This is a genomic window from Ferrimonas futtsuensis DSM 18154 (genome assembly GCF_000422645.1).
GTDB lineage: Bacteria > Pseudomonadota > Gammaproteobacteria > Enterobacterales > Shewanellaceae > Ferrimonas > Ferrimonas futtsuensis.
The window spans coordinates 45,666-66,105 of record NZ_KE383896.1 but is presented as its reverse complement, the minus strand read 5'-3'; the positions used below and the strand labels follow the sequence as shown (position 1 = coordinate 66,105).

Annotated in this window: 17 protein-coding genes and 1 riboswitch; of the genes, 9 read left to right on the top strand and 8 right to left on the bottom strand. The window is 60.3% G+C overall.

Annotated features, from left to right (window positions below):
- The 3 genes from G505_RS0117985 to G505_RS0117975 form a co-directional block, all read right to left on the bottom strand.
- Nucleotides 1–1,608: a carboxyl transferase domain-containing protein gene (locus tag G505_RS0117985; RefSeq protein ID WP_028110791.1), complete on the bottom strand. Its 1,608-nt coding sequence runs from the start codon at nucleotides 1,606–1,608 to the stop codon at nucleotides 1–3.
- Nucleotides 1,609–1,656: 48 nt separating this feature from the next.
- On the bottom strand, nucleotides 1,657–2,826 hold the full coding sequence (locus tag G505_RS0117980) for an isovaleryl-CoA dehydrogenase (RefSeq protein ID WP_028110790.1): 1,170 nt from the start codon (nucleotides 2,824–2,826) through the stop codon (nucleotides 1,657–1,659).
- A gap of 84 nt (nucleotides 2,827–2,910) precedes the next feature.
- On the bottom strand, nucleotides 2,911–3,318 hold the full coding sequence (locus G505_RS0117975; protein WP_028110789.1) for a MerR family transcriptional regulator: 408 nt from the start codon (nucleotides 3,316–3,318) through the stop codon (nucleotides 2,911–2,913).
- A 132-nt stretch (nucleotides 3,319–3,450) separates the two neighbouring features.
- Between G505_RS0117975 and G505_RS21945 the strand changes: the two genes are divergently transcribed.
- Nucleotides 3,451–5,400, top strand: a complete 1,950-nt coding sequence (locus G505_RS21945; protein WP_281169901.1) for a propionyl-CoA synthetase — start codon at nucleotides 3,451–3,453, stop codon at nucleotides 5,398–5,400.
- Nucleotides 5,401–5,467: 67 nt separating this feature from the next.
- On the opposite strand, the gene G505_RS0117965 is transcribed toward G505_RS21945, so the two are convergent.
- Together G505_RS0117965 and G505_RS0117960 are read right to left on the bottom strand one after the other, a co-directional pair.
- A complete protein-coding gene (locus G505_RS0117965; protein WP_028110788.1) occupies nucleotides 5,468–7,156 on the bottom strand; it encodes an NAD-dependent malic enzyme in 1,689 nt (562 codons plus the stop codon).
- A gap of 149 nt (nucleotides 7,157–7,305) precedes the next feature.
- On the bottom strand, nucleotides 7,306–8,181 hold the full coding sequence (locus tag G505_RS0117960; protein ID WP_028110787.1) for a 1,4-dihydroxy-2-naphthoate polyprenyltransferase: 876 nt from the start codon (nucleotides 8,179–8,181) through the stop codon (nucleotides 7,306–7,308).
- Between the two features lie 192 nt (nucleotides 8,182–8,373).
- On the opposite strand from G505_RS0117960, the gene G505_RS0117955 reads away from it, so the two are divergent.
- The 5 genes from G505_RS0117955 to ompW all read left to right on the top strand — a co-directional run bounded on the left by G505_RS0117955 (nucleotide 8,374) and on the right by ompW (nucleotide 13,259).
- On the top strand, nucleotides 8,374–9,270 hold the full coding sequence (locus G505_RS0117955; protein WP_028110786.1) for an SDR family NAD(P)-dependent oxidoreductase: 897 nt from the start codon (nucleotides 8,374–8,376) through the stop codon (nucleotides 9,268–9,270).
- Between the two features lie 58 nt (nucleotides 9,271–9,328).
- Nucleotides 9,329–10,192 carry an acyl-CoA thioesterase II gene (gene tesB / locus G505_RS0117950; RefSeq protein ID WP_028110785.1) on the top strand — a complete coding sequence of 288 codons (864 nt, stop codon included), beginning with the start codon at nucleotides 9,329–9,331 and terminating at the stop codon, nucleotides 10,190–10,192.
- 167 nt (nucleotides 10,193–10,359) lie between these two features.
- Nucleotides 10,360–10,467, top strand: a riboswitch (glycine riboswitch).
- A 98-nt stretch (nucleotides 10,468–10,565) separates the two neighbouring features.
- Complete coding sequence (locus G505_RS0117945) at nucleotides 10,566–11,927, top strand: alanine/glycine:cation symporter family protein (protein WP_028110784.1); 1,362 nt, start codon at nucleotides 10,566–10,568, stop codon at nucleotides 11,925–11,927.
- A gap of 56 nt (nucleotides 11,928–11,983) precedes the next feature.
- Nucleotides 11,984–12,373, top strand: coding sequence for a YbaY family lipoprotein (locus G505_RS0117940; protein ID WP_028110783.1), 390 nt, complete (start codon nucleotides 11,984–11,986; stop codon nucleotides 12,371–12,373).
- A gap of 256 nt (nucleotides 12,374–12,629) precedes the next feature.
- Nucleotides 12,630–13,259, top strand: a complete 630-nt coding sequence (gene ompW, locus G505_RS0117935) for an outer membrane protein OmpW (RefSeq protein ID WP_028110782.1) — start codon at nucleotides 12,630–12,632, stop codon at nucleotides 13,257–13,259.
- A gap of 69 nt (nucleotides 13,260–13,328) precedes the next feature.
- Here ompW and G505_RS0117930 read toward each other — a convergent pair whose 3' ends face one another.
- Nucleotides 13,329–14,054, bottom strand: a complete 726-nt coding sequence (locus G505_RS0117930) for an SDR family NAD(P)-dependent oxidoreductase (RefSeq protein WP_028110781.1) — start codon at nucleotides 14,052–14,054, stop codon at nucleotides 13,329–13,331.
- Nucleotides 14,055–14,245: 191 nt separating this feature from the next.
- Between G505_RS0117930 and metA the strand changes: the two genes are divergently transcribed.
- Together metA and G505_RS0117920 are read left to right on the top strand one after the other, a co-directional pair.
- On the top strand, nucleotides 14,246–15,169 hold the full coding sequence (metA, locus tag G505_RS0117925; protein ID WP_028110780.1) for a homoserine O-acetyltransferase MetA: 924 nt from the start codon (nucleotides 14,246–14,248) through the stop codon (nucleotides 15,167–15,169).
- 142 nt (nucleotides 15,170–15,311) lie between these two features.
- A complete protein-coding gene (locus G505_RS0117920; RefSeq protein ID WP_028110779.1) occupies nucleotides 15,312–16,862 on the top strand; it encodes a methyl-accepting chemotaxis protein in 1,551 nt (516 codons plus the stop codon).
- Between the two features lie 32 nt (nucleotides 16,863–16,894).
- Here G505_RS0117920 and G505_RS0117915 read toward each other — a convergent pair whose 3' ends face one another.
- A complete protein-coding gene (locus G505_RS0117915; RefSeq protein ID WP_028110778.1) occupies nucleotides 16,895–17,443 on the bottom strand; it encodes an NADPH-dependent FMN reductase in 549 nt (182 codons plus the stop codon).
- Between the two features lie 153 nt (nucleotides 17,444–17,596).
- On the opposite strand from G505_RS0117915, the gene G505_RS0117910 reads away from it, so the two are divergent.
- Nucleotides 17,597–18,484: a LysR family transcriptional regulator gene (locus G505_RS0117910; RefSeq protein WP_028110777.1), complete on the top strand. Its 888-nt coding sequence runs from the start codon at nucleotides 17,597–17,599 to the stop codon at nucleotides 18,482–18,484.
- 92 nt (nucleotides 18,485–18,576) lie between these two features.
- On the opposite strand, the gene G505_RS0117905 is transcribed toward G505_RS0117910, so the two are convergent.
- On the bottom strand, nucleotides 18,577–20,283 hold the full coding sequence (locus tag G505_RS0117905; protein ID WP_028110776.1) for a phospho-sugar mutase: 1,707 nt from the start codon (nucleotides 20,281–20,283) through the stop codon (nucleotides 18,577–18,579).
- Nucleotides 20,284–20,440: the final 157 nt, after the last annotated feature.

The window sequence follows — 20,440 nt, the reverse complement described above, 5'->3', positions numbered from 1 at the left end:
TTACATGCGGAACACGCCGTAGCGGGTCTCTTGGACCGGGGCGTTCATGGCGGCGGTCAGGGCCAGGCCCACCACGTCACGGGTCTGGGCCGGATCGATGATGCCGTCGTCCCACAGTCTGGCACTGGCGTAGTAGGGGTGACCCTGACGCTCATACTGCTCGACAATGGGCTGCTTGAAGGAGGCCTGGGCCTGGTCGCTCCAGCTCTCTCCCTTGCGGGCGAGGGCGTCGGTGCGCACCTGGGCCAGGACGTTGGCGGCCTGCTCCCCCCCCATCACCGAGATGCGCGCATTGGGCCACATCCACATCATGGTGGGATCATAGGCGCGGCCGCACATGCCGTAGTTGCCGGCGCCGTAGCTGCCGCCGATCACCACGGTGAACTTGGGCACCCGGGCGCAGGAGACCGCGGTGACCAGTTTGGCACCGTGCTTGGCGATCCCTTCGTGTTCATACTTCTTGCCTACCATGAAACCGGTGATGTTCTGCAGGAACAGCAGCGGGATGTTGCGTTGGCAGCACAGTTCGATGAAGTGGGCGCCCTTGAGGGCCGATTCGGAGAACAGGATGCCGTTGTTGGCCAGGATCCCCACCGGCTGACCGTAGAGCTTGGCGAAGCCGCACACCAGGGTGGCCCCATAGCCGGCCTTGAACTCGTCGAAGTCGGAGTCATCCACCAGCCGGGCGATCACCTCCCGTACTTCGAAGGGTTGCTTCAGGTTGCTGCCGACGATGCCGTAGAGCTCATCACTGGGGTAGCGGGGCGGCAGTATGGGCGGCTCTGCCAGAGGCTGCTGACGTTTGTGGTTGAGGCGGGCCACCGACTGGCGGGCCAACTGCAAGGCGTGTTCGTCGTTCTCCGCCAGGTGGTCGGCCACGCCGGAGATCTGGGTGTGGACGGCGCCGCCTCCCAGCTCCTCGGCAGTGACCTCTTCGCCGGTGGCCGCCTTCACCAGTGGCGGTCCTCCCAGGAAGATGGTCCCCTGTTCACGAACGATGATCGACTCGTCGGCCATGGCGGGCATGTAGGCGCCCCCGGCGGTACACAGGCCCAGCACCACGGCGATCTGCGGGATCCCCTTGGCAGACATGTTGGCCTGATTGTAGAAGATGCGGCCGAAGTGGTCCTTATCCGGGAACACCTCATCCTGGCGCGGCAGGAAGGCGCCGCCGGATTCCACCAGGTAGATGCAGGGCAGGTGGCACTTCTCGGCGATCTCCTGGGCCCGCAGGTGTTTCTTGACGGTGAGGGGGTAATAGGTGCCCCCCTTTACCGTGGCGTCGTTGGCGACGATCATGCACTCGACCCCACAGACCCGGCCGATGCCGGCAATCACTCCGGCGGCGGGGACATTGTCTTCGTAGCAGTCATGGGCCGCCAACTGGCTTAATTCCAGGAAGGGGGCGCCGGGATCAAGCAGTCGCTCGACCCGTTGGCGGGGCAGCAACTTGCCCTGACCCAGGTGTTTGGTTCGGGCACGTTCGGTGCCGCCGGGGAGGATGGCGTCCAGGGTGGCCTTGAGATCGGCCACCAGATCCGCCATGGCATTGTGACGGGCCACAAAGCCCGCGTCCTGCCGGTTGATGCTGGAACGGAGTATGGTCACGTTAGTCAGTCCTTAACTGGCGGGGCCCAGGGGCCCCGCTCCATGGGATCAGTCGGTTTCGTTGAACAGCTCGCGGCCGATGAGGAAGCGGCGGATCTCCGAGGTGCCGGCGCCGATCTCATACAGTTTGGCGTCCCGCAGCAGGCGGCCGGTGGCGTATTCGTTGATGTAGCCGTTGCCTCCCAGCAGCTGGATGGCATCCAGGGCCAACTGAGTGGCCAGTTCGGCGGAGTAGAGGATGGCGCCGGCGGCGTCCTTGCGGGTGGTCTCCCGGCGGTCGCAGGCCTGGGCCACGGCGTAGACGTAGGCGCGGGAGGCGTTGGAGCGGGTGTACATGTCGGCCACCTTGCCCTGGACCAGCTGGAACTGGCCGATCGCCTTGCCGAACTGCTCCCGCTGATGGATGTAGGGCACCACCTGGTCCAGGCAGGCGGCCATGATCCCCAGGGGACCGCCGGACAGCACCACGCGCTCGTAATCCAGGCCGCTCATCAGTACGTTGACCCCTTTGCCCACGCCCCCCAGGACGTTGTCAACCGGGACTGGCGCATCCTGGAACACCAATTCACAGGTGTTGGAGCCGCGCATGCCCAGCTTGTCCAGCTTCTGGGCCTGGGTGAACCCAGGGGTGCCGCGCTCGACGATAAAGGCGGTGATCCCCTTGGGGCCGGCATTCACATCGGTCTTGGCGTAGATGACGTAGGTGTCGGCGTCCGGACCGTTGGTGATCCACATCTTGTTGCCGTTGAGAATGTAGTGGTCACCCTCAAGGCGGGCGGTGAGTTTCATCGAGACCACATCGGAGCCGGCGTTGGGCTCGCTCATGGCCAGGGCGCCCACATGCTCGCCGCTGACCAGCTTGGGCAGGTACTTGGCTTTCTGCGCTTCGGTGCCGTTGCGGTGGATCTGATTGACGCACAGGTTGGAGTGGGCGCCGTAGGAGAGCCCTACGGACGCGCTGGCCCGGGAGATCTCCTCCATGGCGATAACGTGGGCCAGGTAGCCCATGTTGACGCCGCCATACTCCTCACTGACGGTGATCCCCAGCAGCCCCATCTCGCCCATCTTTTGCCACAGCTGGCTGGGAAAGGTGTTGCTCTGGTCTATGTCACTGGCCAGAGGGGCGATTTCGGCCTGGGCAAAATCCCGTACCGAGTCTCGCAGCATCTCCAGCGTATCGTCCAAGCCAAAATTGAAATTGGTTTGGTAAAGGCTCATATCTTCTCCCCTTGGTTCCTTGTGGGCAGCAAGACTGGCGGCGCTCCGGCCGCAAAAAGAGGGACCGCTTTTATGGGTGAAACACTAGGTTTCTGCGGTTAGCTCTTCCAGTGCTTGCTTACATTGCTGTTCGGCGGAGCTGAGTTCCATCATCACCACCTTGATGTCGTCCATCTGTTGCTGCAGGTCGGCCTTCTTGGTTTCGATCAGCTCCAGCATGGTTTGCAACTGGGAGCCGCTACTCCTGTCGGCGTCGTAGAGATCAAACAGGCGACCGGTTTCCGCCAGGGAGAAGCCCAGGCGTTTTCCCCTCAGGATCAGCTTCAGGCGCACTTTATCCTGCAGGCTGTAGATGCGGGTCTGCCCCCGGCGGCCGGGGCTGAGCAGGCCTTGGTCCTCATAGAAGCGGATGCTGCGCGTGGTGATGTCGAACTCACGGGCCAGATCGCTGATGGAGTAGGTCACGCTGCTCTTTTCTTGGTTCTGAGTCATGGTGGTACCGGTCAAAAATCACTTCCGTTCACCTTATAGGAAGTTTACGTAAAGGTAAAGTTGTTAAAAAGGTGTTAGCCCTTGGTCGAATGGGGCAGAGCGCTCCCTTTTGATACAAATTCAGGGGAGAGTGTGAATTCGACCAGGGAGGCAAAGATGCCGTTGGATAAGGTCAGACAGATGCAGCAGCAGGCGTGGCAGGACCCTCAGGGGTTCTGGAGTCAGGCTGCCCAGACAGTTACATGGATGAAACCGGTGGATCGGGTGCTGGACGACAGCCGGGCTCCCTTCTACCGCTGGTTTCCGGACGCGACCCTGAACACCTGCTACAACGCGGTGGACCGCCACGTGGAAGCGGGTTTTGGTGAGCAGACTGCCATTCAGTACGTCAGCCCGGTCACCGGAGTCGAGCGCGCCGTCAGTTATGGCGAACTTCAGCAACAGGTGGCCAGCTTTGCCGGGGCCCTCAAGGGACTGGGCATCGTCAAGGGCGACCGGGTGGTGATCTACATGCCGATGATCCCGGAAACCGCGGTGGCCATGTTGGCCTGTGCCCGCCTCGGCGCCATCCATTCTGTGGTGTTCGGCGGCTTTGCCCCACCGGAGCTGGCCAGCCGCATCGACGATGCCCAGCCCAAGCTGGTGATCTCCGCCTCATGCGGCATCGAGCCCTCCGGGGTGATCCCCTATAAGCCGCTGCTGGATGCCGCCCTGGCCCAGTCCCAGCATCAGGTGGACAGTACGGTGATCTTTGCCCGCCCCCAGTGTCAGGCGGAGTTGCAGACAGGACGGGACTTCGACTGGCAAGCGCTGGTGGACAGCGCCGAGCCGGCAGAGTGTGTGGAGGTGGCGGCCGATGATCCCCTTTACATTCTGTATACCTCAGGCACCACAGGCCGCCCCAAGGGGGTGGTGCGGGACAATGGTGGTCATGCCGTGGCGCTGGCCTGGTCGATGAAGGCGATCTACAACATCGACGCCGGTGATGTGTTCTGGGCGGCGTCCGACGTGGGCTGGGTCGTAGGTCACTCCTACATTGTCTATGGTCCGCTGCTGGCCAGGGCCACCACCCTCCTCTACGAGGGCAAGCCTGTGGGTACCCCGGACGCCGGCGCCTTCTGGCGGATCATCGACAAGTACAAGGTGAAGTCCTTCTTTACCGCGCCCACCGCCATCCGCGCCATCAAGCGGGTGGACGCCGGTGCCAGCCTGCTGGAGGGGGTGGACATCAGTTCTTTGCAGGCGCTGTTCCTGGCGGGAGAGCGCTGCGACCCCGACACCCTCAACTGGGCAGCGGACATGCTCAAGGTGCCGGTGGTGGATCACTGGTGGCAGACCGAGACCGGCTGGTCCATCTGTGCCAATCCCATGGGCATTGCCCCCCTGCCCATCAAGGCGGGGTCCCCGGCGCTGGCGGTGCCCGGCTACCAGGTCCAGGTGCTGGATGAGGAGGGCACCCAAGTGGCACCGAATCAGAGCGGCGCCATCTCCATCAAGCTGCCACTGCCTCCGGGAACCCTGATGACCCTGTGGAACAACGATGACCGCTATCGCGACGGCTACCTGGCCCGCTACCCCGGCTACTACCTCACTGGCGATGCCGGCTACATGGATGAGGAGGGATACCTCTATGTGATGGGGCGGGTGGACGACATCATCAATGTGGCGGGTCACCGCCTCTCCACCGGCCGTTTCGAGGAGGTGTTGTCCCACCACAATGCGGTGGCGGAAGCGGCGGTGATCGGCATCAACGACAGCCTCAAGGGGCAGCTGCCCCTGGGACTGGTGGTGCTCAAACAGGGGATGGACAAAGATCTCGAGACCATCAAGAAGGAGCTGGTGGCCCTGGTGCGTGCCGAGGTGGGCGCTGTGGGCGCCTTCAAGCTGGTGGGGGTGGTGGAGAAGCTGCCCAAGACCCGTTCCGGCAAGATCTTGCGCGGCACCATGCGTAAAATCGCCAACGGTGAAGCGGTGAAGACGCCGGCCACCATCGAGGATCCTCAGGCGCTGTTGGTGATCAGCCAGGCTCTGGCGCAGATGGGGCTCAATACCCCGGAGCAGCCGGTGCTGGATCTCTCCTAGGGTTGGGTCAGCAACAGAGAAAAAGAAAGAGGTGCCATCAGGCACCTCTTTCTTTTTCTCGCTTGGATCAGAAGCTGGTGCGCTTGTAGCGGCGGTATTCCGGCTGCCAGAACATCCCCTCAATCTTGTCTTTCAGATCGACGTTCTTCATCAGCTTGGCGACGCCATCGCGCATGGCCGCCTGGGCCACGGCAAAGGCGATCTGTTTGCTGACCTCCTGGATCTCCTCCAGGGGGGGCAGCAGGGCGCCCTCACCGTCGTTGGCCAGGGGGGAGCACTCCGCCAGGGCGCGGCTGGAGGCCATCAGCATGTTGTCGGTGACCCGCTCCGCCTTACACGCCAACACGCCCAGGCCGACGCCGGGGAAGATGTAGCTGTTGTTGCACTGGGCGATGGGGTAGCTGGCCTCGTCCAGCATCACCGGATCGAAGGGGCTGCCGGTGGCCACCAGCGCCTGGCCGTCGGTCCAGCGCAATATGTCTTCCGGCATCGCTTCCACCCGCCGGGTGGGGTTGGACAGGGGGAAGACGATGGGGCGGGGACAGTGCTTGTGCATGGTACGGATCACCTCTTCGGTGAACAGCCCGGGGGCGCCACTGACGCCGATGAGGATGGTGGGCCTGGCGTGCTCCATCACCTGCAGCAGGGACACGCCACTGCCCTCCTCACTCCAGCCCTGGGTCTTCTCCAGGCTCTGGGTCAGTTTCTGCTGGAAGGGCAGCAGGTTGGGCATCCCTTCCTGCAACAGGCCCCAACGATCCACCATATGCACCCTGGCCCGGGCTTCGCCGTCTTCCAGGCCTTCGGAGACCATCTGAGCGATGATCGCCTCGGCGATGCCACACCCGGCGGAGCCGGCACCGAGGAAGGTGACGGTCTGCTCCTTGAGCTGGGTGCCGGCAGCCTTGCAGGCGGCCAGCAGCGAGCCCACGGTCACTGCGGCGGTGCCCTGGATGTCGTCGTTGAAGCAGCACAGCCGGTCCTTGTATCGCTCCAGCAGTGGCATGGCGTTTTTCTGGGCAAAGTCTTCGAACTGCACCAGGGCATCGGGCCAGCGGCGCTGTACCGCGCTGAGCACCTCTTCGACGAAGGCATCGTACTCCTCGCCGGAGATGCGCTTGTTGCGCCAGCCCATGTAGATGGGGTCATTGAGCCGCTGAGGGTTGTCGGTGCCCACATCCAGCACTATCGGCAGGGTGTAGGCGGGACTGATGCCGCCACAGGCGGTGTAGAGGGAGAGTTTGCCGATGGGGATCCCCATGCCACCGATCCCCTGGTCACCCAGGCCGAGAATCCGCTCGCCGTCGGTGATGACGATCACCCTGACGTTGTGGCGGGTAGCGTTGTTGAGGATGTCGTCGATCTTGTCCCGGTTGGGATAGCTGAGCATCAGGCCCCGGGCCCGGCGGTAGATGTTGGAGAACTGCTCGCAGGCTTCGCCAACGGTGGGGGTGTAGATGATGGGCATCATCTCGCTGATGTGGTTGTTCACCAGGCGATAGAACAGGGTCTCGTTGGTGTCCTGAATGTTCCTCAGGTAGACGTGCTTGTCCATGTTGTTGGTGAAGTGCTGGAACTGCTGGTAGGCCCGTTCCGCCTGCTCCTCAATGGATTCGATGGCGTGGGGCAGCAGGCCGTTGAGGTTGAAGGCTTCCCGCTCCTCTTCGCTGAAGGCGGAGCCCTTGTTCAGCAGGGAGGTCTCCAGTAGCACAGGACCGGCATAGGGGATATATAGGGGGCGTTTATTGTCTTCCATCGGCATGATTTTGTTTGTTGTTTTAGACCTTGCATAGTGTACCTCAATTGACAGCCTGCCGTGACCCAGATCACTGCTTATGGGGAAATAAGTTTTGCGCCACGAAAAAGGGGCTCCATTGAGCCCCTGACGTTGGTTGCGTTAAAGCGTCAGAGCGCCAGCAACAACCCGCCTGAGGCCAGGCCGGAAAAGATCATGGTGAGCTTGGCGGTGCGGCCCAGCAGTGGGTTGAGGGCGGCGCCCTCGGTGCTGGCAAACTCCATGGCCAGGGCCTTGGCCATGGGGATCGAGGCGGCACAGGCGGCCACAGTGGCACCGGGCAGCATCCCCATCAGCCAGCCCAGGGTCACCATCAGGTAGGGGGCGGCGATCAGCATCTGATAGAGCAACTGGGATCGCTCCAGCCCCAGGCGAACCGCCAGGGTGTTTTTGCCTGCCTTGATGTCCGTGGTGCGATCCCGGGTGTTGTTCACCAGCATGATGGCGGCGTTCAGCAGGCCCACGGCACTGGCCAGCAGCCAGGCGCTGGCATCGGTGGTGCCGGTCTGAATGAAGTAGCAGCCCACCACCGCCACCAGTCCGAAGTAGACGTAGGCGGCGATCTCGCCCAGGCCATGGGAGGCCAGAGGGTAGGGACCGCCGGAGTAGCACAGGGCGCCGGCCAGGGCGAACAGGGCCAGGAAGGCGATGGGCCAGCCCCCCACAAAGATCAGGTATTGGCCAATCAGGGTGGCAATGGTGAGGGAGAGGATCATGCCATTGCGCACGGACGCGGCGGAGAGCAGGCCCTGCTGGGTGACCCGGGTAGGGCCCAGGCGCTCATCGGTGTCCACCCCGGATTTGAAATCGAAGTAATCGTTGGCCAGATTCACCCCTATCTGCAGCAATACCGCGCAGACCATGGAGGCAAAGGCGACCAGGGCAGAGAAGTCCTGATGATAGAAAGCCAGCACATTGCCCACCAGGATAGGCCCGATGGCCGCGGGCAGGGTGCGGGGACGAATCGCCATCATCCAGTAACTCAGTTTCATAGGGTCTCTTGATTTGGTTATGACCGCATTATTGTACCTCTAAAGCGAGGAGATTCATCGTTCGCAGCAGGGGGGTGTGATCCCGGTAGAGAATCCAGTATCGGAGCCGGTTTTACCCTGGCAATTGTACAGAGATTAACCCATTGTTTTAAATAGGGGTTACACCAAATTGTCAGGAGGACAGGGATGAAGGATACAGGCTCAATTCGCTTTGATGATCAGGTGGTTGTCGTCAGTGGCGCCGGCCGCGGGCTGGGACGCGCCTTCTCCCTGGCCCTGGCGGAGCGGGGGGCCAAGCTGCTGCTGCTGGATAACGGCTGTGACAGTCGCGGCCAGGGCAACGATCCCACCCTGGTGCATGAGGTGGCGGCCCTGATTCGCAACCTCGATGGCGAGGCCCTGCCGATGTGCGTGGATGTCACCGACCATCAAGCACTCTCAGAGGCATTGGCTGCGGGCATTGAACATTTTGGCCGCATCAACTCCGTGGTGGCCTGTGCCGGCATTCTGATTCCTCAGCAAGCCCCCTGCGATCTGGATGAGTACCGGCGCATGATGGAGGTGAACCATTTTGGTACCGTCAACCTGGTGCACGCCGCCATGGAGCAACTCAAGGCCAATAGAGGCCACATTGTGGTGTGCAGTGGCTTCTCCGGTCTCTATGGGGATCGGGACCTGGGGGGCTACGGTGCCAGCCTGATGGCCAATCGCGGCTTCATGTTGTCGGTGGCCCAGAGGATGGATGAGGCGGGGATCCGCTGCAACGCGCTGTGCCCCTCAGCCTCCACCCGGATGGTGGAGAAGCTGTACAACACCGAGCAGCATCAGAAGTTGCAGATCAGTGCCGTGGTGCCGGCCCTGCTCTATCTTCTCTCTCGGGATGCCCCAAACGGGGCCACACTCACCGCGGCGGCGGGGCAGTTTACCCTGGCCCGGACCGTGGAGACCCACGGCATCCGACTGAAACCGGAAAACCTGCGACCGGAAGAGTTGTGTCTGGCCTGGGATGAGCTGAACTCGGAATCTGTGGTCACCCCCTACCCCTCCTTCAGAGAGAGAGTCAGACGCCTGTTCCAGCGTTGACCCTGAGTCGCGCCCTTGGGTACCCTGTGGCCTTTGTCACTGAAATTGGGACCCATCAATGTCCAATTCTCTCGATACCCTGCTTCAGGTGATGGACCTGGAGCAGCTGGAAGAGGGGCTGTACCGGGGCCAGAGTGAAGATCTGGGGTTCGGTCACCTGTTTGGCGGCCAGGTACTCGGTCAGGCGCTGGCGGCGGCCACCCGCACCGTAGAATCGGCCCGTGCGATTCACTCTTTCCACTCCTACTTCCTGCGCGCCGGTGACCTGAACCGTCCGGTGATCTACGAAGTGGAGAACATGCGCGACGGCGGCTCCATCAGTACCCGCCGGGTCAGTGCCATTCAGCATGGCCGTCCCATCTTCCACCTTACCGGCTCCTTCCACCACCTTGAGCCGGGTTTCGACCATCAGGCCCAGATGCCCCAGGTCGCTGGACCCGACACCCTGCCCAATCAGTTTCAGTTGGCACAGGGAATGCGCGGCAAGGTGCCCGATGCGGTGCTGGATATCTATCTGAACAACACCTCCATCGAGATCCGCCCGGTGGATCCCATCAACCCGCTGAATCCCGTCCCCAGAGAGCCGGTTCGCCATATGTGGATGCGGGCCAATGGTTCCCTGCCAGACGCACCGGTGCTGCACAGCCACCTGCTGGCCTATGCCTCGGACCTCAACTTCCTGGTGACCGCCGCTCAGCCCCATGGGGTCTCCTTCCTGACATCGGGGATCAAGATGGCCACCATCGATCACTCCATGTGGTTCCACCGTCCGGTGGCTTTTGACCAGTGGCTGCTCTACAGCGTGGACTCCCCCAATGCCATCAATTCCCGCGGGCTGGTGCGGGGACAGATCTTTAATCAGGCTGGGGAGTTAGTCGCCTCCACAGCCCAGGAGGGGCTGCTTCGGCAGAAATCCCGATAGTGTGAGTTGTCTCACCAAAAAAGCGCGCCTTAATGGCGCGCTTTTTGTTAGAGTTTGTCGTTCCGCGAAAGCGGAACCCCGGATGAAGGTAATAGGAGAGAGACGCTCTGCGTCCGCCGAAGAAGTAAATCTTTCAGGCGCCGGCTTGGCCGGCATGGACTGTTACTGGACGGGCCTCTGGAGAGTTCCATTGACTTGGACGCCGAAGGCGCAAGCCCCGCACTCCCTCGGGAGACGGTGGTCAAACGCTCAGGCAAAAGGACAGGGTGCAAGATAGACGCTTTACCTCCTTTCACAGGACGGATCCTCGATCCGTTTCTCAAGCATGGTTCTCCTCTGTGTATTTTAGTTGTCGCACTGAGGAAGACATCAAATGAACGAACTACATACTGCCCTCTCCACCCTCAGCAGCTGGGTGTGGGGTCCACCGCTATTGCTCCTGCTGGTGGGCACCGGGGTTTACTTCACCGTGAAGCTCAAACTGATGCAGGTTCGCCGCCTGCCCATGGCCATAGGCCTGATGCTCAAGCCAAGGGATGCCCAGGGAGACATCAGCTCCTTCTCTGCTTTGTGCACCGCGCTGGCGGCCACCATAGGTACGGGTAACATCGTCGGGGTGGCGACTGCCATCAAGTTGGGCGGTCCCGGAGCCCTGTTCTGGATGTGGATGGCAGGCTTTGCCGGCATGGCCACCAAGTACGCCGAGTGCATGCTGGCGGTCAAATACCGCCGTCAGGATGAGCGTGGCCAGCAGGTTGGTGGTCCCATGTACTACATCCTCCACGGCACGGGTAAAGCGTGGCTGGCGAAGATGTTCGCCTTCTTTACCCTGGGGGTGGCCTTCTTCGGTATCGGTACCTTCCCCCAGGTGAATGCCATCGTCGATGGCGCCCGCATCGCCTTCTCTGTGCCTGAGTGGATCTCCATGAGTCTGCTGGCGGTGCTGGTGGCCATGGTGACTCTGGGTGGAGTACGCCGCATCGCTGCGGTCGCCACTGCCCTGGTGCCCTCCATGGCGCTGTTCTACGTGGTAGCGTGTGTGATGCTGCTGGGTGCCAACTGGCAGGCGGTGCCTGCGGCAGCCGCCCTGGTGGTGGAGGCGGCCTTCACTCCCCAGGCCGCGGGTGGTGGTTTTGCCGGTGCCACAGTGATGATGGCCATTCAGTTCGGCATCGCCCGAGGGGTCTTCTCCAACGAATCCGGCCTGGGCAGTGCGCCCATGGCGGCGGCGGCGGCGCGGACCAATTCCCCCGTGGAACAGGGGCTGGTCTCCATGACCGGTACCTTCTTTGACACCATCATCATCTGCACCCTGACCGGACTGGCTCTGGTGGTGACCGGTGCCTGGCAGGGGGAGCTGGCTGGAGCGGCCATGACTTCATCTGCCTTTACTTCAGGGCTGTCGGCCACGGTGGGACAGCAGGTGATCACCCTGGCGCTGCTGTTCTTTGCTTTCACCACCATCCTGGGTTGGAACTATTACGGTGAGCGTGCCGTACTCTTCCTCTGGGGTGAGCGAGCTCGCCTGCCCTATCGCTGGGCGTTTGTGGCCCTGGTGGCCGTAGGGGGGCTGCTGCAACTGGATATGATCTGGTTGCTGGCGGACGTGGTCAATGGCCTGATGGCGGTGCCCAACCTGATCGCCTTGCTGTTGCTGCGCAAGGAAGTGGTCGGCGATACCCTGGCCTACTTTGAAGCGCGCAAGCCGATGGCGGTCCAGCCCCAGGCAGGCTAAATGGCTTAGGTTAGCGGGATTTGATATAAAGGCTCCTGAACCAAGGAGCCTTTTTTATGTTGAGAACCCTGAGTATCTTGCTGTTTTCCCTTGTCCTTACTGGGTGTGTCACCGTCGGGGATACCAAGCCTGAAATGGTCAGCGTTACCGGTGTGGCAGGGGCCGAAGGGGTGTCTCTGTTGCCTCAGGGGGCGGAGCTCACCGTAGCCATCATCGATGCCAATGTGCGGGGCGCCATTCTTGCCCAGAAGAACTTTACCGTGGCCAAATTGCCGGCGTTGTTTCAGTTCAAACTGCCCAAGCAGGCAATTCGAGAGGATGCGGATTATCTGGTGGTGGCCATGGTGAAACTGGAAGAGAAGTTGTTACTGCAAAGTTACGAGCGCTTTCCGGTGATCAACAATGGGGAGACTGTGGTGACCGTCATCATGGAACGCGCACGGTGATTTGGGTCATATCCTTCATCTGACATGAAACTTATTATCCGCAGGATTTGCACCAGGGCGCCTTAGGGCGCCTTTTTTGTGGATTGAGCGTGACGCGAATCACTTTTCAACTTTGTCAAAAGGTGATAGGGCGCAAATAGCTGGTCAAACCATGTTGTAGATCAAAAAATGACTACCCCTTAATTGGTACAGTCCGTCGCAACTTGTTGGAAAAACGTTTGAATTTAGTTTCCGACTATTCATGGAGTGAAACACAATGATGAAGCAAACCCTGATCTCAGCCCTGGTTCTGGCCTCCCTCTCTGCCCCCGCTTTCGCCGCTCGCGAAGCGGGCGATTTTATCGTCCGCGCCGGTTGGGCACAGGTGGCTCCTGACGAGTCCTCTGAGGATGTAGCAGGTAACGGTGAGTTTTCCGTTGACTCTAACAGCCAGCTTGGTCTGAACTTTACCTACATGCTGACCGATGCCTGGGCCGTTGAAGTTCTGGCAGCCAGCCCGTTTAAGCACGATGTTGGCCTTCCCGGTATTGGCAAGATCGCCGAAGTGACCCACCTGCCCCCGACCGTGATGGCCCAGTACTACTTCGGCAGCGACAAGATTCGTCCCTATATCGGCGCCGGCATCAACTACACCTACTTCTGGGACGAGGAGTTCACCAACGATCTGAACGGTGCCCTGACCGATCTGGAACTGTCCGACTCCTGGGGCCTGGCGGCTCACGTGGGCATCGACTTCGAACTGAATCAGAACTGGCTGATCAATGCCTCCATCTGGTACCTCGACATCCAGACCGACGTAGACTTCAAGCTGGCTGGTGATTCCGTCAGTATCGAAACCGACATCGATCCCTGGGTCTACATGGTATCTGTGGGGTACAAGTTCTGATTTGCTAGCGCCATAGCAATGAAAAACGCCGGCTTATGCCGGCGTTTGTTGTTCTTGGGGACCTGAGCTCTAACGATACTTACGTTTGTTATAGATAAATTCCGGCAGCAGCCGGCCAATCCAGGAAACCAGCCGCCAGCGCCGGGTCACATAGCTGGTGGCTTTGGCGTTCTTGAGATTCGCCAGAATCTGGTCCGCAACCACCTCCAGGGAGGCGCCCCAGGCCTTGCTGCCCCGGGCCTGCATCTTGTCGATGTACCCCAGGCGCAGGTCACTGACGGTAACAGGCAGTTTCAGGCGCTGGGCGTGGAGCCTCAGCCCCTGCAGATAGTTCTGTTGAAACGCCTTGCTGGCGTGGAAGGCGCTGCTGGCGCCACCGCGCTCTCCGGCGATGGAGGTGATGGCCGCCAACTGGCCATATTTCTGCTCCCTGAACAGGGCAAAGGCGCCGTTGGCCAGGGCGGTGAACCCGGTGACATTGACATCCAGTACCATTTTGTCTGCCTCCCAGGGCAGCTCCAGTTGCTGGTGGTTGGCGGCGGTGTTGATGATCACCAGTTGAGCCCCCTCCAGTTGCTGCCACAGATCCTTCAGGGCCTGACGGCACTGGGCGGGATCGAAGATGTCGATCTCGCTGCACAGGGTGTTGTCGGGAAGCTGCTGCAGCAGAGAGTCGAGGCTGGAGAGGTCGGCGGCCATCAGGCCGAGACGCACTCCCTCGGCGGCCAGCTTTTGGGCCAGGGTTTGGCTCAGCCCCGCATTGGCGCCGATGATGATGGCAGAGAGTTGGCTCATGATGTCTTTGCAAAAGTTCAGGTAGCGCGATCATAGCAGCTCCGGTGGTAAATATCTGTTCCCAAAGTGTTAACGTCATCCATATTGCATCGGGGAACAGGGGGGCAGGATCACACCCATGGGGAAATTGGAGCTCTGGAGTTGTAGCCGTCTAGATGTCCTGTTATAAATGGAGCTCTAGGAGGTTGTTTATGCCAGTCAGAATACCCAGTCAGTTGCCGGCGTCGGAGATCCTGCGCAGCGAGAACATCTTTGTCATGTCCGAGGAGCGGGCGGCGTCTCAGGATATCCGTCCCTTGCGGCTGCTGATCCTTAACCTGATGCCCAACAAGATCGAGACCGAGACTCAGTTGCTCAGACTGCTGGGTAACTCGCCGCTGCAGGTGAACGTCGAGCTGCTCAGAATTCACCGCAAAGCCTCCAAGCACACGCCCAGCGATCACATGGATGCCTTCTACCGGGATTTCGACCAGGTTAAGAACAACAACTACGATGGCCTGATCATTACCGGGGCCCCCCTGGGTAATTTCGAGTTTGAGGAGGTGACCTACTGGCCGGAGATCTGCGACATCATCAACTGGTCGCAGAAGCATGCCACCTCAGTGCTTTTCCTGTGCTGGGCCGCCCATGCGGCGCTGTACCACCTCTATGGGGTGAAGCGCTATCTGAGGGACGATAAGATTTCCGGGGTGTTCCGTCATCGCCGTGCCCATGGCCATATTCCCCTGTTGAGGGGGTTTGATGACGAGTTCTGGGTGCCGCATTCGCGCTTTGCCCAGGTCAGCCTGGACCGGCTGAAAGCTCACCCGCAGCTCCAGGTGTTGGCGGAGTCCGATGAAGCCGGGGCCTACCTGGTGGCCAGCAGGGACAACCGCAACCTGTTTGTGACCGGCCACCCGGAGTACACCCGCACCACTTTGCAGGATGAATACCGCCGGGATCGGGCGGCGGGCGCCGAGCCCGCCTTGCCGAAGAACTACTATCCCAAGGACGACCCCACTCTGCCTCCTCATGCGCGCTGGCATGCCCATGGCGCCCTGCTGTTCTCCAACTGGCTCAACTACTGCGTCTATCAGCAGACCCCTTATGACCTGAATGACCTGGCGGGCGAATAATGCGCAAGTTGATGAAATATGTTGCTAAAAAACGATAAATCGGAAAAAAGTTTCCGCCCTACCACGTGGTAAAGCCATTAAGCAACAAGTAAAATGTGATCTAGGCTTGATTAACTCAATCTAACTACAGGATGTAGGTCACATGAGACGAGAGCGTCATATCGTCAATCAAGAGGTTGTGGTTCCTCAGGGAGAGGAGCTGGTATCCACCACAGATCTGCGAGGCATCATCACCTACGCAAATCCCGCCTTTATCGCGATCAGCGGCTTCGAAGAGTCTGAGCTGATCGGTCACAATCATAATCTGGTTCGCCATCCCGAGATGCCTAAGGCGGCGTTCAAGGAGCTTTGGGATGCGCTGAAGGCGCAGAAGCCCTGGCGAGGCGTCGTCAAGAATCGCACCAAGGATGGGCGTTATTACTGGGTGGACGCCTTTGTCACCCCCATGTTTGAACATGGCCAGGTCGTGGGCTATCAGTCGGTGAGGCGGGCCACCACACAACAGCTGAAGGAGCGGGCCAGCGAGGTTTATCAAAAGCTGAACCAAGGCAAGCCCGTGGGCCGCTTCCTGACTCTGGCCCGTCGTCGCTGGTTGTCCGGGGTGATTCTGGCACTGGGTTTTGCCGCTGTAGCCTGGTTGTTCCAACCCTGGGTGGTGCTCTGTGGCCTGGCCATGGTGGCCGCCATGCTGACGCTGTTTTTCGATGAGGCGTTTCGGGTACCGGCCATGCTGATGAAGCTGCAGCAGGAGTACGACAGCGTCAGCCGCTATGTTTTTGCCGGCCATGGCAGCAGCAGCATCCTTGAGTTCCAATTGCAGATGTCCCAGGCCAGGATAAGCGGCGTGCTGGGCCGAACCCGGGATGCGTCTCAGCACCTCGATGCCATGTCCTCTACCCTGGTGGGGCTCAGTGAGCAGGCCAGGCAGGGGGTGCGTCAGGAGAATGCTCGTCTGGACCAGATCGCGACCGCCGTTGACGAGCTCAATGTCTCTGTGGGTGAGATCGCCAACTGTGCCGAGGCGTCGGCGCAAAGCACCTTGCAATCCAGACAGTCCTGTTACGGTGCGCAGAGCGATATGCTGGGCAGTCGTGATCAGATTCGAACTCTGGCCCGGGAGGTCAAAGCGGCAGCAGAGCATGCCGGGGAGCTTCATGGGGAGGCCGATAAGGTGGCTCTGGCCATGAAAGAGATCGATGGCATTGCCGAACAGACCAATTTGTTGGCGCTCAATGCCGCCATCGAGGCGGCCCGTGCCGGAGAACAGGGCAGGGGGTTTGCCGTGGTGGCCGATGAAGTTCGCGCCCTCTCCAACCGGACTCAACTGGCAACCACGGAGATCCAGAACAGCATCGAAGGGATGCACCACACCCTGAAACTCTGGGTTGAGAAGATGGAACGCAACCATCACCTGGCGGACGCCTGTGCCCTTGCCGCCCAAACCAGCGCCAGTGAGATTGAACAGATCAACCGTCACATTGAGCTGGCCCATGATATGGCGGGGCAGACGGCGACCGCATCGGTGCAGCAGAGGCTGGCAGTGAATGAGATAGCTGGCAGTCTGGCGGAGATTCAGGCGTTGACGCAGGGGAATCTGGCTTCGACCCAGGAGGTGGAGCGGTGCAGCAACGAACTGCAACAGCAGGTGGGTCTAATCGGCTCGCTGCACTTGAGTTTCGCCAGCCGAAACTGAACCCAATGCGGCGCCAGTGGCGCCGCTTTAGGTTATTCGCTGTGAATCATCTGTTTTAATGCCTGCATCTGGCTTTCCACCAGCTCTTGGAGCCTGTGCTCTTTAAGGTTGCCCGCTTCGTCAAAGGCCAGGTGAGCCTCACTGAGCATCACCTCAGGCTTATTCAGTACCCAGGCGTTGAGAAATACCATCACCTGTCGGAGGTGATACTGACAGCGGCAGGTGCCCATTCTGCCCGGGCTGGCCCCCATGATGGCCACAGGTTTGTTGTTGAATCCATGCGGGGAGTATCGCGACAGCCAATCGATGGCGTTTTTCAGTACCCCAGGGATGGAGTAGTTGTATTCCGGTGTCACCAGCAGGATTGCATCGGACTCCATCAGCTGCCGGTGCAGTGTTTCCACCGACTCGGGAAACCCCATCTGTTGTTGGTCCTGACTGTAGAGGGGAATGGCACAGATTTTTCCCTGCTGTACATCCACCCCTTTGGGCGCCAAGGCTATGGCCTGAAGCATCAGTTTTCGGTTGAGTGATTCCTGCCTCAGGCTGCCACACAGAGCCAGTACCTTGAGAGATCCCATAACATGCTCCTTACACTGATCAATCTAATCAGTGTAGACCCATGATTTTTTGTATTGGATCACGGTGGTCAGTTTTATATTAGCTGAATCTAAATTTACTTGATACTCTGGAGCTAATTTCTGGTGCTATGCGCCCTCAGGTAAGGACTGTGTATGAAGACGCAGGATCTGAAGACCCTGGTGCTGTCGGTGGAGCTCGGCAGTATCTCTAAAGCGGCAGCCTCCTTGAACATCACCCATTCGGCAGCTTCTCAGAGGATCAAGGCACTGGAGGAGCGCTGTGGTGCCGTGTTGCTGAATCGCCAGCTGACGCCCATCAAGCCCACACTCTCGGGAGAACTGGTCCTTGAGCACGGAAAGCGGCTGCTTGAGATGGAGCGGCAGCTGTATTCCCGATTGCAGCAAAGTGGCAGCGACGCACTGAGGCTGTGTTGTACACCCGCCTTCGGCGCCAGTTATTTCCCGGTGGCCTTGAGTGAATTCAACCGGGAAAAGCAGCACTCGGTAGAGTTTGACTACCTGGCCAGTGATCAGGTGATCTCCGCCATCAACGAAGGTCGCTATGACATCGCCATCACCGAACACATACAGCCTCTGAACCTGAGCAATTGCTGGCGTCACCCCCTGCCGCCGGATAAGGTGATCTTCGTGGCCAGTCCCACTCTGCTCAGCAGCATTGACGAGCAGAGCCTGGAAGCATTGATGGCTCACACCCTCTATGTGGCCAAGCCGGGCTGCTGTTCCCGGGATCTGTTGGTGCAGAATCTGGCCGCCAAGAAGCTGGAGCTCGAGGACTTTCGTTTTCAGGTGTCCTGCGGCGACCTTCATCTGATGGTGGAGGCGCTGATTCGTGGTGAGGGGATCGGTTTTATCTCAGCAGCCCTGATTCGTGCCCAGCTGGCCAGTGGTGAGTTGGTGGCCTTTGAGCTCGACGGCTTTGATCACCTCTGTCATCGCAGTCTGCTGGCGTCCTGGGAGAGTCAGGGGCAGCCCTGGTTCCGCCCGCTGGTCTCCAGCATCGAGCACTCCTTCATTCATTAGTGTGGTGTTAGACACCGTTGCATAAGCCGGAGATTTCGGTTGCGCAGGAGGGCCCTTGGGTCCTCCTTTTGGTGGTGCCTCTGGCGACAGGTTCAGCGGAGGCTGGCCTGGTGGGAGGCGATTAACTCGGACATTCTTGATGTTGCCCGCCCCTGGGCCTGCTTGAGAGACTCTTTCTCCTGAACCGCTTCCACCACTTCGTAGTAACACTTGATCTTGGGTTCGGTGCCTGACGGGCGCACCACCACCCGATCGCCGCTGGCCAACTGGTAGATCAGCACATCACTGCTGGGCAGGTCGATCTGCGCCTGATGTCCATCGCGGTATTCTGTTGTGCCCTGCTTCAAGTCGGTGATGGCGGTGATTGGCTCTCCGCCGATCTGCTCTGGGGGACTGGCCCTCAGGGCATCGCCCATCGGTGGTGTGCCCGGTGACAGGGCGATGCTGCGCTGGGCATTGAGGTGCAGGCCATGCTGACGATAGATGGACTCCAGCCGGTCCCACAGGGTCAGACCTTGCCCGGCCAGTTCTGCGGTCAACTGGGCAAAGGCGACCAGGGCGGAGAGGCCGTCCTTATCCCACACCAGATCGCCCACGGTATAGCCCAGGGCCTCTTCATAGGCGAACAGGAAACGGCATTCGTCGGTCTGATGCTTCATGGCCATATTGGTGAGCCACTTGAAACCGGTCAGGGTCTGATAGTAACGGGCGCCTGCGGCATGGGCGATACGCTGGAGCAATGAGGAGGAGACCACAGTGGTGCCCACCAGAGCGCCAGAGGCGGAGGTACGACTGAGCAAATAGTGGCCCAGTAACACGCCCACCTGGTCGCCGGTGAGCATCTGGTAATTGCCCTCAGGAGTTCGAGCCGCGACTGCCAGACGGTCGGCATCGGGATCATTGGCCACCGCCAGAGTGGCGTTATGCTTGGCGGCTTCGGCGATCACCAAATCCATGGCGCCTGGCTCTTCCGGGTTGGGGAAGTTTACCGTCGGGAAGCGCCCGTCAGGCTCCCGCTGATCGGCCACGCTGTACACCTGATGAAAACCCGCATCCTTAAGCAAGGTTTCCGCCATCTCTGCCCCGACGCCATGCATGGCGGTGTAGGCCAGGCTGATGGCCTCGGGGGTGGTGTGATTGGACAGCAGGGCACTGCGGTCCTGAGCCTGGCGATAATCCTCATAGAAGGGGTTGCCCAGCAGGGTCAGCAGGCCATTTTCTTCAGCGAGTTCCAGCGGCATCAGGGAGAGTTCGGAGTGGGCCGCAGCGTCTATCTGCTTGGCGATGCCTGTGTCATGGGGGGGGATAATCTGAGCGCCATTGCCCCAGTAGACTTTAAAGCCGTTGTACTGCGGCGGGTTGTGGCTGGCGGTGACCACCACGCCGGCGGCGGCATTGAGGTGCTTGACCCCAAAGGCCACCAGGGGAGTGGGGGCGACCCGGACGGTGAGGTAGACCAAAATGCCATGAGCGGTGAGTGCCGCAGCGGTGTCCTCGGCAAACTGGCGAGAGTCCGGGCGGCCATCGTAACCGATAACAACACCGCGACTGCGGGCGTTGACCTCCTGAGTCAGGAGGTATTGAGCCAGGCCGGTGGCGGTTTCCTGGATCACCAGCCGGTTCATCCGGTTGGGGCCTGCGCCGACAACGCCTCGAAGGCCGGCGGTGCCAAATGCCAGGCGACCGGAAAATCGCTGCTCTAGCTCCTGTTGATCATTGCGGTCCAGCAGTTGCTGAAGTTCGCTGCGGGTGCTGGGGTCAGGGTCTCGTTGCAACCAGCGATGGATCTCCGAGGTCATGGGGGACTCCTATTTTACTCATTCGCCTTTAATGAGAATTATTATCACTAACTCCTTGGTTGTCCAGAGAATGATCTGTGACGGATCGGCGGCGTTTGTCGGACAGGCAGGCAGGCAAAAAAAGGCCCGCCAGATGGCGGGCCAACCTTGGTCCCGG

What these genes read in the sequence shown, in the direction of transcription:
- G505_RS0117920 (WP_028110779.1), top strand. Translation starts at nt 15,312, where the DNA reads ATGAGACGAGAGCGTCATATCGTCAATCAAGAGGTTGTGGTTCCTCAG.
- G505_RS0117910 (WP_028110777.1), top strand. Translation starts at nt 17,597, where the DNA reads ATGAAGACGCAGGATCTGAAGACCCTGGTGCTGTCGGTGGAGCTCGGC.
- ompW (WP_028110782.1), top strand. Translation starts at nt 12,630, where the DNA reads ATGATGAAGCAAACCCTGATCTCAGCCCTGGTTCTGGCCTCCCTCTCT.
- G505_RS0117980 (WP_028110790.1), bottom strand. Translation starts at nt 2,826, where the DNA reads ATGAGCCTTTACCAAACCAATTTCAATTTTGGCTTGGACGATACGCTG.
- G505_RS0117930 (WP_028110781.1), bottom strand. Translation starts at nt 14,054, where the DNA reads ATGAGCCAACTCTCTGCCATCATCATCGGCGCCAATGCGGGGCTGAGC.
- G505_RS0117945 (WP_028110784.1), top strand. Translation starts at nt 10,566, where the DNA reads ATGAACGAACTACATACTGCCCTCTCCACCCTCAGCAGCTGGGTGTGG.
- G505_RS0117955 (WP_028110786.1), top strand. Translation starts at nt 8,374, where the DNA reads ATGAAGGATACAGGCTCAATTCGCTTTGATGATCAGGTGGTTGTCGTC.
- tesB (WP_028110785.1), top strand. Translation starts at nt 9,329, where the DNA reads ATGTCCAATTCTCTCGATACCCTGCTTCAGGTGATGGACCTGGAGCAG.
- metA (WP_028110780.1), top strand. Translation starts at nt 14,246, where the DNA reads ATGCCAGTCAGAATACCCAGTCAGTTGCCGGCGTCGGAGATCCTGCGC.
- G505_RS0117975 (WP_028110789.1), bottom strand. Translation starts at nt 3,318, where the DNA reads ATGACTCAGAACCAAGAAAAGAGCAGCGTGACCTACTCCATCAGCGAT.
- G505_RS0117940 (WP_028110783.1), top strand. Translation starts at nt 11,984, where the DNA reads ATGTTGAGAACCCTGAGTATCTTGCTGTTTTCCCTTGTCCTTACTGGG.
- G505_RS0117965 (WP_028110788.1), bottom strand. Translation starts at nt 7,156, where the DNA reads ATGGAAGACAATAAACGCCCCCTATATATCCCCTATGCCGGTCCTGTG.
- G505_RS0117905 (WP_028110776.1), bottom strand. Translation starts at nt 20,283, where the DNA reads ATGACCTCGGAGATCCATCGCTGGTTGCAACGAGACCCTGACCCCAGC.
- G505_RS0117915 (WP_028110778.1), bottom strand. Translation starts at nt 17,443, where the DNA reads ATGGGATCTCTCAAGGTACTGGCTCTGTGTGGCAGCCTGAGGCAGGAA.